Raw genomic sequence first — 17,527 nt, 5'->3', positions numbered from 1 at the left:
TGGCCTACTGTCCTGGTTGTTCCAGAGCTTTTAAATACTCGTAAATAGCCACCTGGGCGCGCACTTTGCGGCGGTTGCCGCGCGGCACGTACTGGTTGCTCAGTTCTTTATCCACATAACGGGCCTTGACCGTATCGCTGAACAGGATCTCCAGAATGTCCAGAACGCGCTGTTTCAGCGCCGGATCCAGCAGCGATACCGCCACTTCGATACGGTAATCTATGTTGCGGGTCATCCAGTCGGCGGAGGACAGATACACCCGTTTGTCACCTTTGTTGTCGAAAACGTAAACCCGATCGTGTTCCAAAAAGCGATCGACGATGCTGATCACCTGAATATTGTCGCTGATCCCCGGCAGGTTGGGAATCAGGGAACACATGCCCCGCACCAGCAGGCGGATCTTCACGCCGGCGCCGGACGCGGTATATAACCGATCTACCAGCCCTTTATCCACCAGATTATTTATTTTCAACATAATGCCGGCCTGTTCCCCGGCCTGGGCGTTGGCGATTTCGTTGTCGATCAGCTCATACAGCTTCAGGCGCGAGTTCTGCGGCGACACCATCAGGTTGTCGAAGGTGACCGGCCGGTAGGGGTTCTCGATAAAGTTGAACACCCGGCGCACTTCGTTGGTGATGCGTGAGTCGGCGGTCAGCAGCGAATAGTCGGTATAGATGCGCGCGGTTTTTTCGTTAAAGTTGCCGGTGCCGATATGAGCATAGCGCACAATTTCATCGCCTTCACGGCGCGAAATCAGGAACAGTTTGGCGTGGATTTTCAGCCCCGGCGCCGAGAAGATCACGTGTACGCCGGCTTCGGTCAGGCGCTTCGCCCAGTGAATGTTGGCCTCTTCGTCGAAGCGCGCCTGCAGCTCGACCACCACCGTGACCTTTTTGCCGTTGTGCGCGGCGTGGATCATCGATTCGATGATGCGCGAGTCTTTCGCCACGCGGTAGATGTTGATTTTGATCGCCAGCACGCTCGGATCGAACGACGCCTGGCGCAGCAGCTCCAGCACGTGTTCAAAGGTGTGGTACGGGTAGTAGAGCAGCACGTCTTTTTCGCGAATGGCGTCGAAGCCGTTGCGGAAACCGTCGAACCAGATGTGGCGCAGGCGCGGCAGCGGCTTGTTGACCAGATTGGCCTTGCCGACGTTCGGGAAGCTGATGAAGTCTTTAAAATTGTGATAGCGGCCGCCGGCGATCACCGAATCGTAGTTGGAGATGCCCAGCTTGCCGCGCAGCAGTTCCACCATCTCGTTCGGCATGTCGCGCTGATAAACGAAGCGCACCGGTTCGGCGGTGAGGCGCTGTTTCAGGCTGGAGGACATCAGTTCCAGCAGGCTGGATTCCATTTCGGTCACCAGATCGTACTCTGCGTCGCGGGTCATCTTCATCGAATAGGCGTTGAGCGCGTCGTAGTCGAAGAAGCCTTTGAAAATCTCATCCAGGCAGTAACGCAGAATGTTGTCCAGCAGGATCATCGGCTTGCGGCGGCGCGGCGCTTCCGGCGGCAGATTGACGAAGCGCGGCACTTTGTCCGACGGGATTTCCAGCAGCGCATAGTCGGTGCGCGCGCCGCGGATAATTTCCACCGCCAGATAGGTGTAATCGTCTTTCAGGAACTGCACCAGATTGGTGTCGTGGTTGATCAGGATCGGCGTGATGTGCTGGCGCAGATGCTGTTTGAAATACTGGCGCAGCCAGATTTGCTGGTTTTCGGACACCTGGCGTTCGTTGATCAGGAAGATCTGGTTGCGCGCCATTTCCAGCAGCAGATCGTTGTACAGGCCGTCGAATTCCTGATCGGTTTTCAGCACCTTGGCCTGGATCTTTTTCAGCAGGTGGCGCGAGGCGCCGGCGGAGCCCTGCTCTTCGCTGATCAGGATGCGGCGTTTGAGATCGGCGAAGCGGACTTTATAGAACTCGTCGAGGTTGTTGGAGTAAATGCCCAGAAAACGCATTCGTTCAATCAGGGGATTGCTCTTATCTGCGGCTTCCTGCAACACGCGTTCATTAAAGGATAACCAGCTTAGTTCTTTTTCGATGTAGAGCTTTTCCTGACCCATTGCCACTCCAGTTCAATTTTAGAATAGGATCCGGGACGCAGCGCCCGGATGCCGCTCTAGTGTCCTTCATCATTATTGCGAGAGATTGACAGGAAAGTCCAACATATCCATTGCGTTGGCGCGCGGCGTTTTTCGCCGACAATAAATTTTCCCCGCGGCGGGATGCCCGGCAGTGAAACGATCAGCATGAAATGACGGTTAGCAGGCTTATTCTTGGCGTTATAAAGCGTGTTTATGGTCATTTTTCAGCAATATATCAAATTCATATTGTCTGTTGGCAGTGTAAAAAACCTGGGTTGAGTCGGGTAACTTTGTCATGCAAACGTCATAAAACTGACATAAGATGCCCGGTTATCTTACGGCGTAAGCCCGATTACATCAGCGACAGCGAGACACATGACACAGACGACGGCAAATCAACATCCCCGAGATCGCCTGCGCGGGCGCATCGACCGCGGCGTGCAGGCGGCAGTGACCGCCTGCGGGCTGATGGTGCTGATGACGTTGATGCTGATCTTCGTTTATCTGCTGTTTGCGGTGCTGCCGCTGTTCAAACCGGCCTCGCTTGGGCAAGTTCAGCCGCTGCCGATTGTGGCGTCTTCCCCGGCGCTGGCGCTGGGCATGGACGTGCAGCAGCGCGTCGGTTATCGCATCGATGCGCAGGGCACGGGGCAATTTTATCGTCTGTCGCCGGCGCCGAGCGGCCAGGCCCAGACACCGCTGGTGCAGCAAACGCTGCTGGCCAAACCGGCGCTGCTCGCGCAGGCCGCCGGAGAGCGGGATCTGTTCGCGTTGGCGCAGGCCGACGGCCGGTTGGTGGTGGCGCGCGCGGATTTCGCCACGGCGGAAAACGGCCGGCCGCAGTGGCTGTTCCCACTCGGCCAACCGCCGCTGGCGCTGGATCCGCAGCGCAAGCCGCTGAAGCTGTTGTCGCTGGCGGACGCGCATCGCGGGCAGTATCTGCTGGCCGGGGTGACCGACGATCGGCGGCTGGTGTTCGGCCGTTTCAGCCCGGATCGGCCGCCGCAGTTCAGCGAGCGGCCGCTGGAACACGACGCAGAGCAGTTGGTGCTGACGCCGGATGGCCGCCAGCTTTACCTGCTGGCGGGCAACCGGCTGGCGCGTTACCAGATCGACGGCGCGCAGCTGCAACTGCGTGAAACGCGCACCTTGGGCGAACACGCCCCGTACCAGATGACGGCGCTGCCCGGCGGCAGCGCGCTGCTGATCAAGGGCGCCGACGGCAACCTGCGCGAGTGGTTTGAGGTGGAAAAAGAGCAGCGCTGGCGACTGACGCCGGTGCAGCATTTCGACCACGGCGCCGACGGGCAGGAGCTGACGGTGGCTGAACCTTATCGCCGGGTGTTCGCCACCCTGCGGCCCGATGGCGGCTTCTCGTTATTCTCCACGATCCAATCCCAGCCGCTGCTGAATACCCGTTTGGGCGCCGAGGTGCGGCAAATGGCGTTCGCGCCGCGCGGCGATGGCCTGCTGCTGGAGAGCGCGCAGGGCTGGCAGCGCTATGCGCTCGACAACCCGTATCCGGACGTCACCTGGCGTTCGCTGTGGGGCAAGGTGTGGTATGAGAACTACCCGCAGCCGGCCTATGTCTGGCAGTCCACCTCCGGCGAAGACAGCTACCAACCTAAATTCAGCCTGATGCCGGTGATCTTCGGCACCTTCAAGGCGGCGGCTTACGCGATGCTGTTCGCCATCCCGCTGGCGTTGGCCGGCGCCATCTATACCGCTTACTTTATGACGCCGGGGCTGCGGCGAGTGATCAAACCGGCTATCGAAGTGATGGGCGCGCTGCCGACGGTGGTGATCGGGCTGGTGGCCGGCATCTGGCTGGCGCCGATCATCGAGCAGTATCTGTTGGCGGTGCTGGCGTTGCCGCTGCTGCTGGCGGCGGCGGTGCTGCTGTGCGGCGCGTTGACCCATCGCTTTATGCCGCGCTGCCGGCCGGGCGTCGATCTGCTGTTGCTGTTGCCGCTGCTGGCGTTGACGGTGTGGCTGGCGTTCAGCCTGGGGCCGTGGCTGGAGGTGGCGCTGTTCGGTGAGCCGCTGCATTTCTGGCTGGGGGATAATTATGACCAGCGCAATGCGCTGGTGGTGGGCGTGGCGATGGGGTTCGCGCTGGTGCCGATCATCTTCTCGCTGGCGGAGGATGCGCTGTTCAGCGTGCCGGCCACCCTGAGCCAGGGCTCTTTGGCGCTGGGCGCCACCCAATGGCAGACGGTGATCAAGGTGGTGCTGCCATCCGCCAGCGCCGGCATTTTCTCCGCGCTGATGATCGGCTTTGGCCGCGCGGTGGGAGAAACCATGATCGTGCTGATGGCCACCGGCAACACGCCGATTATCGACGGCAGCCTGTTCCAGGGGCTGCGAGCGCTGGCGGCCAATATCGCCATCGAAATGCCGGAGGCGGTTTCCGGCAGCAGCCATTACCGCGTGCTGTTCCTGACTGCGCTGGTGCTGTTTGTCTTCACCTTCGTGTTCAACACGCTGGCGGAGGCGGTGCGCCTGCGGCTGCGCAAGCGCTACACGCCGAATCAGGAGGCGCCATGAAAAACTGGGTGAAGAGCGGGTCACCGTGGGTGTGGCTGACCGCCGGTTCGGTCGCCGTCAGCCTGCTGGCGCTGATCGGCATTCTGTTGCTGCTGGCCGGGCAGGGGATGCGCTATTTCTGGCCGAGCCCGGTTTATCAGTTCGAACTGAATCAGAACGGCGCCGGGCCGGTGACGGTGATCGGCGAGTTGTACCAGCAACAAAGCATTTCCCGGCGCCAGCTGGCTGAGGCGGGCGTCACGCCGCCGGGCGAGGCGCAGAACGTCGAACGTTATCTGATTAAGGTCGGCAACCGCGAGCGCGAGGGGCAGGATTTCCGCACCTTGCTGGCCAGCGATATCCGCAGCCAAAGCTCGCCGCGCAGCCTGCTGGTGCTGGAGCGCGACAGCCACGGCACCGCTTACGGCTATCTGGCGGGGCTGCTGGAAGACGGGCAACCGCTGACCGGCCGCAATCTGGGGCAGGCGTTGCAGCAGCGCCTGCCGCAAATCGCCGCGCTCTCACGCCAGGCGCACGACATTCAATTCCGCGACATGGCGCGCATCAATCAGCAGTTTGACGCGCTGCGGCTGCGGGAAAAGCGCCTGCAGCGCGACGATAAGCTGGACGCCCGCGCACAGGACGCCATCAAGGCCGAACGGCTGGAGCTGCAGCGGCAGTATCAGCTGTTGTCCGAACGTCTGGCGGGGCTGAACCGCGATCGCCAGCGCGACGCGTTGCTGCTGCGCGACATGCACGGGCAGACGTTGACCATTCCGCTCAGCCAGGTGCGCGATGCCTGGTACCCGAACGCCATGAGCACCTCCGAGAAGCTGGCGCACTGGGGCGAGCAGGTGAAGAAGTTTCTCATCGACAGCCCGCGTGAGGCGAATACCGAGGGCGGGGTGTTCCCGGCCATTTTCGGCACGGTGTTGATGGTGATCCTGATGTCGATCGTGGTGATGCCGTTTGGCGTGATCGCGGCGGTGTATCTGCACGAATATGCCGGCAACAATCTGCTGACGCGGGTGATCCGCATCGCGGTGGTCAATCTGGCCGGCGTGCCCTCGATCGTCTATGGCGTATTCGGCCTCGGCTTCTTCGTCTATATGATAGGCGGCACGCTCGATCAGCTGTTCTATCCTGAATCCCTGCCCAACCCGACCTTCGGCACGCCCGGCGTGCTGTGGGCGGCGCTGACGCTGGCGCTGCTGACGCTGCCGGTGGTGATCGTCGCCACCGAGGAAGGGCTGTCGCGCATACCCACCTCGCTGCGGCAGGGCTCGATGGCGCTGGGGGCCAGCCGGGCCGAGACGCTGTGGCGCATCGTGCTGCCAATGGCGGCGCCGGCGATGATGACCGGTCTGATCCTGGCGGTGGCGCGCGCCGCCGGGGAGACCGCGCCGCTGATGCTGGTGGGGGTCGTGAAATCGGTGCCGGTGCTGCCGGTGGACGAGATTTTCCCGTATCTGCACCTTGAGCGGAAGTTCATGCATTTGAGCTTCCAGATCTACGATATGGCATTCCAGAGCCCGAGCGTGGAGGCGGCGCGGCCGTTGGTGTTCGCCACCGCCTTCTTGCTGGTGACGATCGTGGTGAGTTTGAATCTGGCGGCGATGGGCATCCGCCATTCGCTGAGGGAGCGGTACCGAGCATGGTCGCAGTAACAATGACGCTATTTTTGGGGAGTGCGTAATGGGTTTGATGACGCCAGGCAGTTTGCCCCGGCTGGATGTCCAGCATCTCGACGATGAACAGACCGCGCTGGCGGTCAACGGCCTGAACCTGTTTTATGGTGACAAACAGGTGCTGCACGATATCTCGCTGCGTATCCCGAAACACCGGGTGACGGCCCTGATCGGCCCTTCGGGCTGCGGCAAATCGACGCTGCTGCGCTGTTTCAACCGCATGAACGATCTGGTGGACAACTGCCGCATCGAGGGCGAACTGCAGCTGAACGGCGCGGCGATCTCCGGCGCGCAGATCGACGTGGCGGCGTTGCGGCGGCGGGTGGGCATGGTGTTCCAGCGGCCGAACCCGTTCCCGAAATCGATCTATGAAAACGTGGTGTACGGCCTGCGCCTGCAGGGCGTGCGCGACCGGCGCTTGCTGGATGAAGCGGTGGAGCGTTCGCTGCGCGCCGCCGCGCTGTGGCATGAGGTGAAGGACCGGCTGCGCGAAAACGCCTTCCGCTTGTCCAGCGGCCAACAGCAGCGCCTGGTGATCGCGCGTGCCATCGCCATCGAGCCGGAAGTACTGTTGCTCGACGAGCCGACTTCGGCGCTGGATCCGATCTCCACGCTGACCATCGAAGAGCTGATTTCGGCGTTGAAGCAGCGTTACAGTGTGGTGCTGGTGACGCACAACATGCAGCAAGCGGCGCGCGTCTCCGACTACACCGCCTTTATTCATCAGGGGCGGCTGGTGGAATACAACGACACCGACGCCATTTTCACGTCGCCGCGCCAGCGCCGCACCGAGGATTATATTACCGGGCGGTATGGGTGAGGGGAGAGCGACGGAGGTTTTCGCTCCGTCGCCGGCAATGGCCGTTGCAGTCGGCCTGCGTCTGCTGTTTTATTTTACCCGCGCATTAAGCCGGCATGAATTAATGCATGGCATAAGTCTGATTGCCGGCGAGTTTGTTTTATTCATCTTTCATCATGTGGAATTCAATCCATTCTCTGCAATTTATTATCAACCACAATTATGTTGTCGGTGATGATCAATATAATTGTTCATGTCGATAATGGCTGTGGCGGGCTCGGCGGTGCTGAAATGGTAATCCTTAATGCGCGCGGCCTTTAGCCGTAACCCGCAATACCAACCCCACCAACAGCAACGCAGCCCCCGAGGCATAGAGCGGGAACCAGCGCGTCCACCAGAGCGGGGAAAACAGCGGGGTGCTGTTGGGATCTGCAGGCGCGTAGCCGCTATAGGTATTTAGACCGGCGGCGATGGCGAGCATCGCCAGGCCGATAAAAAGCAGCAGGTTTGAAACTTTAGCCATTTACGTTACTCCTTCGTAGAAATTCAGAGGAAAGGTTCTTGTTATTGCGGTGCGTTACTGTTTCATCCACTATTCCGGTTAAATACGTTCTTGGATTTTTTATCAGCTCATTTTCCGGTAAAAATGGCATCACCGAATACTAGCCGGTTATTCGCCAATAAAAAACCCGCCAGCGCGGGTTTTCTCTTTTTTCTCGCAGACCGTCACTTCACCAGCGGCTTATCGCCCGGCGTTTTGAACTTCGCCAGATATTGCGGCTGGAAGATGCACATGCGCAGCACGGTGCGGTATTCGCCGTTGACGAAGAACTCGTCGATCAGCTCGCCTTCCACGTTAAAGCCCAGCTTGCTGTAGATGTGGATCGCCTTCGGGTTCTCCTTGTCGACGATCAGGTACAGCTTGTACAGGTTCAGCACCGAGAAGCCGTAGTCCATCGCCAGGCGGGCGGCGGTGCTGGCGTAGCCTTTGCCCTGGTGGGCGGGATCGATGATGATCTGGAATTCTGCGCGGCGGTGGATGTGATCGATCTCCACCAGTTCCACCAGGCCGACCTTGGCGCCTTCGTGCTCGATGATAAAGCGGCGCTCGCTCTGATCGTGGATGTGTTTGTCGTAGAGATCGGAAAGTTCGACAAAGGCTTCGTAGGGTTCTTCAAACCAATAGCGCATAACGCTGGCGTTGTTGTCCATCTGGTGGACGAACGACAGATCGTCCCGTTCCAATGGGCGTAACCTGACGCTGGCAGTGCTGGACATGTGGGCTCCTCTGTGCCGTGAAATTGTGCAAAGTATAACTTCACAGAATGGATGAAGGCGAAAAAAAACGGCGCCGCGTGGGCGCCGTTTAGGCAAGGTTCAGACTTCAGACGGTGCAGGTATTAGCTGGCCTGGCGACACTTATGGCCTCTGGTGGCAATGGAGTCTGCAATAAAATTTGTTCGGCGATTTCCGCCGATACTTTTTTAATCGCAACAATCAATTGAATTGCCGAATTTAGGACAACGCTTTTTATTTCTTCCACGCTTTTGCCGCGAAGAAACGAATGCAGGAAGACATCGCCAAACGCGCTATTGTTCAAGTCGCTGCGGGTTTTACAGGCCATCAGACGCTCAAATCCGTTATCGCTGTCATAGGGGCCTTCACAGAAAAATGCCGTTTCTACCGCGATTCGTTTGATCGCCATGAGTACAAATCCGTCCATCGAGGGGCTCTCCATTCGTTTTATTTAAGGAGCGGGCCGTGCGGATCAGGCCAGCGTCATTACCTTTCTCTTTCTGTTCTGCCAGCGCACCTGGCCCTCTCCCCAGGGTTTGAGCTTGTTGAAGCGCTTGATTGCCTGAGGTGCGAAACCGGGCCTGCAACAAAAATCGAGCAGCCATATCCTGTCTCCCTCATTCCATTCGGAAGGGTGAAGTGGGAACCCCGGATCGCGTTGCAATTGCGTTTCGGTGTCCTCCGTCAGACAGGCCCAGAGAACATAGGCCAGCGGTTGGTCATTGGTGTCGAAAAGAAACTTGATCTGCCCGTGCTGTATGGCAAATATCAAGCGCTCTTGAACGCTTTTTATCGGATGAAGGCTGTAATTTCGGTGATGTAACATGCAGCTCACGGCAAAACCAAGCTGCTCATAGTCTGACCATTGTTCTTGGCCGCCGGCGGTTTCTCGAATATAGAGCGTCATGCTGGTTCATTTCTCCTGGAGGGGATGACAAGCGGCTGCCCGCCAAAGGTTTCTTTGGCGAAGGCCACCGCCTTTATCCGCATGTCGGTTAACAGTTGCCGCAAGCGTTGGTCGTCATCACCATTGGCCTCCACCAGAGCCGTGATTTCGTTGAGCATCTGTATTTTCCCGCACTGGGGGCGGGGCCGCAGCCTGAGGCGAGCCTGTTGCGCCATGCCTTTCTGAATAACGGTGGCATCGATTCCCTGGGCGCGGCAGGTTTCGACCAACCAATGATTGACCTGCGAGAAAGCGCGCAGGGTGCCCATAAAACGCGCATCCCGTGAGAAATCGTCATGCGTGGGGACGGGGTGCCCTTGGCTGCAGCGAATCAAGGTCACGACCAAACGTTCCAGCGGCGATTCGTCTCCCGCCATTTCCGCTGAGACATAGAGCTTTCGGCAACGGTGGATAAGCAGCTGCAGGAAACTGTTTGCCAGCCTCTCTAAGGGTTTTGGCGTCTCCGCCGGTGAGAGCAGGTCGATGGGAATGCCCAGTAGCGTCAAATAGCCACGGCAACAGGCCTGCTGAAAAAAATGCCAGAAATAGGTTTTTACCTGTTGCTGGGCGATGGCAATGAAAGGCCGATCAAACAGGTACTTCCCAAGGTAGAAGCACAGCTCGGATAGGCTGTTCTGAATGATTGCCGGTTCTCTCATCAATTGTGCAAACTTGAGCTGGTATTCGAAATCGTAACGATGATCGCTGGGGAATAAACAGGTTAGCCCGTTAAAATCCAATACCCTACCGTCCATGGTGATGTTGGAGGATGAAGTGGTCAACATCAGGAAGCGGGTGCGGCAAAACGCCATTTGCCGAGCCAGACGTTTGGTGAGCTCATACATCCCCTCAAGGCAGCGGCGCCGCGGATCGCGAGCGGCCTGTTCGCTGAAGCCCGCGGTGGGGACCGGCAAATAGTCCGGCAGGCGGCGAAGCACGGATTTAACCCGTTGAACGTCATGCATGAGCTGCCCTGCATATTCCGCTTTGGGCCGGAAGTAGGGCGTTCGTTCAAAATGTGCCGGGCGGACCAGGGGCTCGCGAACCAGAAGGGCGCGGCGAGAGCGGCCCTTTGTGCGGGTGAAATCCCCATGGGTATAGCTGTCGGTGAGCAAAATCGCGTGGGTGCGCGCGGCGCCATAAGGCAACGTCTGCGCCAGCATTTCGCTCCATAGGGCTTCATAGATCGCCTGTTCGGCGCGCAGTTCGCCATTGGAGTGATACCAATCCGAACCTTGCCCGACCAGCGGATTAGCACCGATTCCTTTCACCTGGTAACGGCCATCAAAACCGCAGCGGGCGCCGCCGCCGTTACGTTGAATACCGCCTCCGCCGTAACGTTCCGCGTGGAAAACTTTGACGGCGCCTGGCGTATCGGGAGTGACCAGATAGCTGCACGCGGCGTGCAGCGCTTCGCCGTCTGCCTTTTCTTCGGCGGACCAAATGAGAGAGGACGTAACCCGGTGTGCCGTGAAAGGCACTAAATTTTCCGCCAGGTCCTTAAGTAAAAAAGAATCGCTCATTGGGTGATGTACTCTATGGTGTAGTTCAGTTCTGATACGGACGTGCGCTGCGCGAAACGAGCAAAAGCGGCGTCCAGATGCCCGGCGATATCGCGCAATGCTTCCGCCCTGGCCATCGCGGGGTGATCGCAGTCGATGTCGATATTTTGTATTCGTCCATGTACATAGGGGCGCCAGGCCTCCAAATCCAACCAGTCTTCTGCGCGCGGCGCTGCTGCCGTGAAGAACAGCAAATTACCGTAGAAGTGGCCGTGTTCCGACTGGCCGACCAGGCGGCGGCTATTAATCACCACGTCAATCAAGCGGTCGAGCGTGCCGTCATCCAGACTGGCCAGGGCGCTGCCGTGTTTTCGCAACAGGGCGATTGTTTCCGCGCGTTGCAGGATCTCGCCTTTCGGCACGACCAGCGAAGGCAATTCTTGATCGAAGGGCAAGGCGATGCCCGCAATGAACAACAGGGCGGCCAGCGCCAGGCTCTCCTCCTCTTCGCCATTGAGCGTTTCAAAAGCGAAGCGTCGCCACAGATCGCTGGGATAGGCATCCATCATCGCCAGCAATTCGACCTGCTGATCTTGTTGCTCTAGGTGGATGGCGACATTGTGGGCGATCATGCCGCCAACCGACCACCCGATGATCCAGTAAGGCCCCTCGGGCTGATGGGCGCGTATGCGCCTGGCATATTCTGCGGCCATTTCATCCATCGTTCGGGTGATATTGCTGCCCGGCGTCAGGCCTTGAGCTTGCAAGCCGACGATTTCACACGGCGTTTTGAGAAAACGCGCCAGGCCGCTGTAACACCAGGCGATGCCACCGGCCGGATGGATGCAAAACAGCGTCGGCAGCGCGTTTTGCGAAGCGCCGGCGCCAGGGCGCAGCAGCAGTGTGGCATCGAGCATATCCGGCGCTGAGTGCTGGCCTTGTTCGGCCAGCGCCCGGGCTGAAGGATGAGCAAAGATACTGGCGATGGTGATTTGCCAACCCAGGCCGGCGTTAATGCGGGCGGCGACATCAACGGCGCTCAGCGAGTTGCCTCCCAGTTCGAAGAAGTTGGCTTCAGGCGCCACGGCAGGCAGGCGCAGCGCATCGGCAAAATATTCGCACAGCCGTTGCTCCGTCAGGGAGGAGGGAATGCCACCGCCCTGTGATTGCGGGCTTTGCGGAGCGGGCAGCGCTTTTCTATCCAGTTTGCCATTGCGGCTGAGCGGCAGTTCGGAGAGAAACACCAGGCACTGCGGCAGCATGTAGGCAGGGAGATATTCCCGGCAGAGCGCTAGTAAGGCTTTTTCATCGGCCTCGGCGCCGCTGGCCACGACATAGGCGACAATGCGCCCGTCATGCATGTTGGCACAGGACTGGAGCACCTGCGGATGTCGATTGAGAACCGCGTCAATTTCCTCCAGCTCAATACGCTGCCCGTGTATTTTTATCTGGTGATCCAGCCGCCCCAAATAGTCTATTTCGCCATTCGGGCGCCAGCGCGCCAGGTCTCCCGTGCGGTAAAGGCGCTTGCCGTCCGCCGTGGCGAAAAACCGTTCTGCCGTCAGCTCGGGTTGGCCCGCATAGCCGTCAGCGAGACAAATGCCCTCAATGTGCAATTCCCCTTCGATGCCAATGGGGGTGGTGTTGCCGAAGGGATCCAGCACGTGGATGCGCGTATTCCAAATGGGGCGGCCGATAGGCACGCTGCGCTTCTCGTCGCTGCAGCTCAGCGCGTGGTAAGTGACATCAATGGCGGCCTCCGTCGGACCGTAAAGATTATGCAAAGGCGCCGTCAGCAATGTCCGCTGCCGTTGGGCCAGCTCCGGCGACAAGGCTTCCCCGCTGGCGAATACCCTGAGCAGCGGCAGCGGTTCGGGCCTGCGTTCGACGGCGTCGAGAAACAGCGCCAGCATCGATGGAACAAAGTGCAGCGTTGTGATGCGATGCTGCACGATGCAATTCAGCAGGTACGCCGGATCGGTATGGCCGCCGGGCCGCGCCATCACCAAGGTTGCGCCCCCGATCAGCGGCCAGAAAAACTCCCAAATCGACACATCAAAGGTGGCCGGCGTTTTCTGCAGCACGCGATCCTGCGTTCCGAGAGGATATTCGGCCTGCATCCATTGCAGGCGATTGGCCAAGGCAAGATGGCTCACGATCACCCCTTTTGGGGCGCCGCTGGAACCGGAGGTGAACAGAATATAAGCCGGATCTGCGCCGCTTTGCCGCGTGACGAGCGGCAATGCCGCGTCGCCCTGATGGGCGGCTAGTGAGTACAGCGCGGCGAGATCGAGCCGGGGAACGCTGTCCGGCAACCTGTCGTCATCGGCGCGATCGGCTATCAGCAATGCCGCATTGGCCTGCTCGAGCATCTTTTGCTGTCGCCGCGTCGGCAGTTCGGGCGACAGCGGCAATAGCGTGGCGCCGGCACGCATAATGGCCAGCAGAACCACTTCTAAGGCTACGCTGCGTTCAAGTGTGACGGCGATCACCTGGCCGCGAGCGCCTTGCAGATGGCGTTCAAGGGCATGCGCGCACCGCCGTGAGCGCAGTTCCAGCGCCGAATAGCTCAGCCGTTCGTTTTCGTCGAGCACGGCTAGCTGATGCGGAGTGGCTTGAGCCTGTTTGAGGAACAGGCCGAGGATCGTGTTGGCGGGTAACGGCTGGGCGGTGTCGTTCCATTGCGCGATTAACGCCAGTTCCGCCGGTGCTGGCAGCGTCAGTTGTTGCAGCGGAAGGGTCGGCGCCGCAACCAACTGCATGATCCAATGCAACAGCCGCCGCACATGCAATTGCAGCTCTGCGTGATGATGGCGCGCGGCATTGGCGATAAGACGCAGGCGGCGCGGTTGCAGGTCCGTACCCAGTTCCAGGTGGAGGTTAAGATCGCGTACGGGGCCGGTGGCGATATGTTTGACCGTGGCGCTTAGCTCCGCAAAATCGAGCGTCGCAGGCGGAGGCAAGATGTTCAGTTCGATGCCGTAAAGGGGCAGAGTATCGCCTACCCTGCCGATGGCTCGGCCGATCCATTCTCCGCGGTAGCGCTGGTGCGCGAGCAGCTCGCGCCGGCTGCGGGCGACGGTGGCGCAAACGTCGCGAAAGTGCGCGTGTTGCGGCAAATCCAGCAGAAGCGGCAGGATATTGCTGCGTGTGACCGCCGCCTGGGCACCATAAGTATCAAGCCGCCCCATGCAGGGCAGGCCGAACAACAGTTGCCGCTCGCCCGACTGACAGCGGGAGAAATAGCTGGCGAACGCGCTGAGCAAGATGTCGGATAACGCGATCCCGCTGCTTTGGTAGAAGCTGCCCAGGGCTAGCGCCAGCTCGGTATCGATAACGGTCTCGACTTCCAACGTGTGCTCGGCCATGGCTTGCGCTGGCGCACCCAGAAAGGTCGGCGCAGGCAACTGCGCGCAGCGCTGCATCCAGTAGCGGTGATCGTCCGCATATTGCGCGCTCTGCCTGTAGAGGACGTCGTCCTGGCAGAGCGTGGTCAGTTTGACAAAGCGGCTGGGGAGAGGCGGCGTTCCTTGCAACAGCGCTCGGTAATGCTCCCCCGCACGGCGGTGGAGCAGGGAATAGGCGTAGGCGTCGAAAGCGATATGGTGTATTCGGGAAAACCATATCGCTTCGCGTTCATTCAAAACATACAGCTGATGTTCATGAAGATGTAAATTCTCCGGTCCCTGTTCCCGTTGCGTTATCTGTTCCATCGCGCGCCAGGCGAGCGCCTCCGGGTCTGCGTGATGGCTGAGATCGCAGACGGTCACGCGGCCAGCAGGCTGGCGGATGCCGAAAGACGGAGTGCCATCGATATCGAGGAAACGGTGGTTGAGCACCTCAATATCCTGCAGAGCCAGTTCGATGGCGTTGAGCAATAATGTCCGATTAATTTCACCGTGCAGGCGCAGGGCTTGCGCCGTCGCATAGAGTTTGGAAGAGTGGCTCGCTTGCGATGCGTACCATACGCCCTGCTGGGTGTCCGCCAGGGGGGTATTATTAAGGGATGAATCATTCATTTTTTCTCTGGCTCCTGTTCTGGAGTGGTACTCAAGTGCCTTGTCACCAGGCTTTCCATTTTCTTTTGGCCTGCAAAATCAAATCAATATCTCTGTGTAATTGATATTCAGTGCTTTGGGTTTTTCACCTAGCGCGATTTCATTCAATGAATGCCCTGCGCTCTTCGTTGGCGACAATGACCGGCGGGGGAAATTGCCTTGCCCTTATCGCCAAGGTCATCGCAAAATCTTCTGCCGCGTTTCGCCGGGCATACCGCAATAAATTAAGTAGCTATCATTTTTTAATCGCTATTGGGCCGCACCCCGGCGGCGACGCGCGGCTTGCTTTTCGCCGGCTCTCTGTTGCGCCCGGCATTATTTTCCCTTTGTCGCTGCGCGAATGGCCGGCAGCACAAACAGTGAGGCGATAAAGCTGATGAATACGCCATAAGCGATACTGATCATCTGCATTTTTCCGCTGACCATCATGGGGAACACCAGCTCATGCGCGTGGCCAAACGTGGTGAACGTGATGCCGTTGAACAGCAACATGCTCAACAAGGCGCCAATGGAAGAGCCTGCCAGGCCCAGCAAGAGGGTTTGGCAGAGATAAGACACATCAATAACCCTGCCGAATCCCAGCAGCAGCGTTATTGCCAGCTGGTCTTGTTGGTTGGCGATGAGCGATTCACACAGCGCGATGATGCCCGCAGTCACCGACACCCCCGCCAGCAATGAAAATAACAGGCCGAACCACAGCAGCACCTGGCCCAACCCTTCGCTGCTGCCGGCATAGTAGGTTCGGCTGTCGCTAATGGCGACTCGGTCATTGAGCGTTCCCTGGATGGCTTGTTGCAGTTGCTCGACAGAGGTGACATTGCTGGTCAATGCCACCAGGTTGTAATCCAGTCCCGCGCCCCAGCTGGTGCGGATATGTTCCAGATCGGCCATGAACTCGGACTGCCGCGGCGAACCGCCGGTGGTAAATTCACCGACGATTTTCCAATCGCGGTCGTGCAGGCGTATGGTCTCGCCCACGTGGAACGCCGGATAATGCCGCGCCAATGACGCGCCGACGACGAGCTCATTTTGCCCCGGCTGAAATGCTCTGCCGCGGGTGAGGGTGACCAGCGGTTGCCCGTTGTTCGCGTTCATCAGCGTGAATGCCGCCGGCGTTACGCCGCGCACCAGATACTCTTTCTCCACGTTGTCTGGGCGGAGCCGCACCAGGACAACCCACTCCGGCGAAGCCGCAACAAGGCCGGGCAAGCGCGAAAGTTGCGCCGCCTGCGTTCGCGTTATCGTGCTGGTCAGTTCGGAAGAGGAGTCTTTGCTTTGCGCAAAATACAGGCCGGGTTCCGCACTCGACTCCAGCGCGCCGATCAGCCCTGCGCGCAGTGAAAATAACGATGTCACAATGACCGCGAGAAAAATGAAGCTGGATAGAATCGCGGTGAAATAAAGCGGCCGCCGCCACAGGTTGCGTAATCCAATGCCCAGCAATATCCCGAGCTGGTGGATTTTCGAGGATGAACGCGGGTTCATTTTCTCTCCTCCTGCAGGCGAGCGATTTGCAAGAGGGAGGGCAATGCGCAGACCAGGGATAAAATAAAGACCAGCAGGAGGCCGATGGCATAATCCTGGAAATGCGGCTCAACGGCGTTTAATACGGCGGGGAACAGCGTCGGCAACAGCAGAATAAAAATAACCGACAACACTATGCCCACGATGGCACCCGCCAAGGTGATGGCGCCGAGTTGCACGGCAACCGCTTTAATCAACTGTGATTTGCGAAAACCCAGATAATTAAGGGTGCGGTAGTCGCTCAAGGCTTTATGCGTCATGACATAGAAGTTGGTGCTGAGCAGCAGCGCCAATAACAGGCACAGCGCCAGATTGACCCAAAAAATCACGCGATGGAAATCGAACAATTTACTCATAAACAATTTTATATGCATGCGTACGGGGGCTGTCTGCGTGGTGCCGCGCAACCGCTCCGCGCCAAACAGGGCATCAATCTGCCGGGATAGGTTCTCGGCAGACATGCCGGGTTTAGGGGTCGCCATAAAAAAACTCACCAGCCGCTTGCCATTTTGTCTCACGCTGTCGAGGTAGTCATAATGCATCCAGACCGCGGGAGGGGTGTCGGTTTGGGTTTCTTCAACGATGCCAGTAATGTAAAGATCGAGAATGGGGTTAGGCGCGAGCTTCCAAATCGCGGATGAAAGCGGCAGCCGATCGCCCGCTTTTAAGCGATATTGCGCCGCAAAACGGCTGTCGACCAGCACGCCTTGCCGGTCATTCTGCCAACGCTCCAGTAAGCCCGGCGCTATTTTTAAAGAGGGGATCATGGCGAAGTAGTGTTGGTCTTCTACCGCGATAGCGGGCACGAACCATCCGGGGTGGCGATAGTAAGCACCGACCCAAACTCCCCAGCTCAGCCGATCCAACGCCGGCAGTTGACTCATTTTCTGATGATAAAACTGCGGCAGCAGCATCTGGGAACTGAGGGCATTCAGCACCAGTAGCCGGTTGTCTGCGCCGGGCGGATCGCTTGCCTTTAAGCTGAAGGCGCGATCAAAGGTCAGCATGAGCAGCAGCAACATGACGCCGCTGGCGATAAACAGCAAGATCATGATAAATCTTCTCGACTGCTCAGTGGCGGAGCGCCACAACCAGAGGT

The 17,527-nt window shown here is 58.9% G+C and carries 12 protein-coding genes; 3 read left to right on the top strand and 9 right to left on the bottom strand.

Annotated elements, in window-relative coordinates; genetic code table 11:
* Positions 1-4 precede the first annotated feature (4 nt).
* Positions 5-2,068: a polyphosphate kinase 1 gene (gene ppk1 / locus HWW83_RS11185; protein ID WP_033644044.1), complete on the bottom strand. Its 2,064-nt coding sequence runs from the start codon at positions 2,066-2,068 to the stop codon at positions 5-7.
* Positions 2,069-2,464: 396 nt separating this feature from the next.
* On the opposite strand from ppk1, the gene HWW83_RS11180 reads away from it, so the two are divergent.
* The 3 genes from HWW83_RS11180 to pstB are packed head-to-tail and all read left to right on the top strand — an operon-like array spanning position 2,465 to position 7,123.
* Positions 2,465-4,636, top strand: coding sequence for an ABC transporter permease subunit (locus HWW83_RS11180; RefSeq protein WP_060660369.1), 2,172 nt, complete (start codon positions 2,465-2,467; stop codon positions 4,634-4,636).
* A complete protein-coding gene (pstA, locus tag HWW83_RS11175; protein WP_046687625.1) occupies positions 4,633-6,282 on the top strand; it encodes a phosphate ABC transporter permease PstA in 1,650 nt (549 codons plus the stop codon). The genes HWW83_RS11180 and pstA overlap by 4 nt, the downstream gene beginning before the upstream one ends.
* A 28-nt stretch (positions 6,283-6,310) precedes the next feature.
* On the top strand, positions 6,311-7,123 hold the full coding sequence (gene pstB, locus HWW83_RS11170) for a phosphate ABC transporter ATP-binding protein PstB (protein ID WP_004941613.1): 813 nt from the start codon (positions 6,311-6,313) through the stop codon (positions 7,121-7,123).
* Positions 7,124-7,403: 280 nt separating this feature from the next.
* Here pstB and HWW83_RS11165 read toward each other — a convergent pair whose 3' ends face one another.
* The 8 genes from HWW83_RS11165 to HWW83_RS11130 all read right to left on the bottom strand — a co-directional run bounded on the left by HWW83_RS11165 (position 7,404) and on the right by HWW83_RS11130 (position 17,480).
* A complete protein-coding gene (locus tag HWW83_RS11165; RefSeq protein ID WP_033644041.1) occupies positions 7,404-7,625 on the bottom strand; it encodes a hypothetical protein in 222 nt (73 codons plus the stop codon).
* Positions 7,626-7,828: 203 nt separating this feature from the next.
* Positions 7,829-8,380: a spermidine N1-acetyltransferase gene (speG, locus tag HWW83_RS11160; RefSeq protein WP_033644040.1), complete on the bottom strand. Its 552-nt coding sequence runs from the start codon at positions 8,378-8,380 to the stop codon at positions 7,829-7,831.
* A 106-nt stretch (positions 8,381-8,486) separates the two neighbouring features.
* Positions 8,487-8,825 carry a hypothetical protein gene (locus HWW83_RS11155; RefSeq protein ID WP_033644039.1) on the bottom strand — a complete coding sequence of 113 codons (339 nt, stop codon included), beginning with the start codon at positions 8,823-8,825 and terminating at the stop codon, positions 8,487-8,489.
* 45 nt (positions 8,826-8,870) lie between these two features.
* Positions 8,871-9,305 (bottom strand): toxin-activating lysine-acyltransferase, encoded by a 435-nt coding sequence (locus tag HWW83_RS11150; protein WP_060660372.1) that lies wholly within the window; start codon positions 9,303-9,305, stop codon positions 8,871-8,873.
* Positions 9,302-10,867 carry a hypothetical protein gene (locus HWW83_RS11145; RefSeq protein WP_047025625.1) on the bottom strand — a complete coding sequence of 522 codons (1,566 nt, stop codon included), beginning with the start codon at positions 10,865-10,867 and terminating at the stop codon, positions 9,302-9,304. Before HWW83_RS11145 ends, HWW83_RS11150 begins: the two co-directional genes overlap by 4 nt.
* Positions 10,864-14,865, bottom strand: coding sequence for a non-ribosomal peptide synthetase (locus tag HWW83_RS11140; protein ID WP_046687623.1), 4,002 nt, complete (start codon positions 14,863-14,865; stop codon positions 10,864-10,866). The genes HWW83_RS11145 and HWW83_RS11140 overlap by 4 nt, the downstream gene beginning before the upstream one ends.
* Positions 14,866-15,219: 354 nt before the next feature.
* On the bottom strand, positions 15,220-16,389 hold the full coding sequence (locus HWW83_RS11135) for an ABC transporter permease (RefSeq protein ID WP_033644036.1): 1,170 nt from the start codon (positions 16,387-16,389) through the stop codon (positions 15,220-15,222).
* On the bottom strand, positions 16,386-17,480 hold the full coding sequence (locus HWW83_RS11130) for an ABC transporter permease (protein ID WP_033644034.1): 1,095 nt from the start codon (positions 17,478-17,480) through the stop codon (positions 16,386-16,388). Before HWW83_RS11130 ends, HWW83_RS11135 begins: the two co-directional genes overlap by 4 nt.
* Between the last annotated feature and the right edge of the window lie 47 nt (positions 17,481-17,527).

It is taken from the genome of Serratia ureilytica, from assembly GCF_013375155.1.
GTDB lineage: Bacteria > Pseudomonadota > Gammaproteobacteria > Enterobacterales > Enterobacteriaceae > Serratia > Serratia ureilytica.
This window is presented reverse-complemented; position numbering and strand designations above follow the sequence as displayed.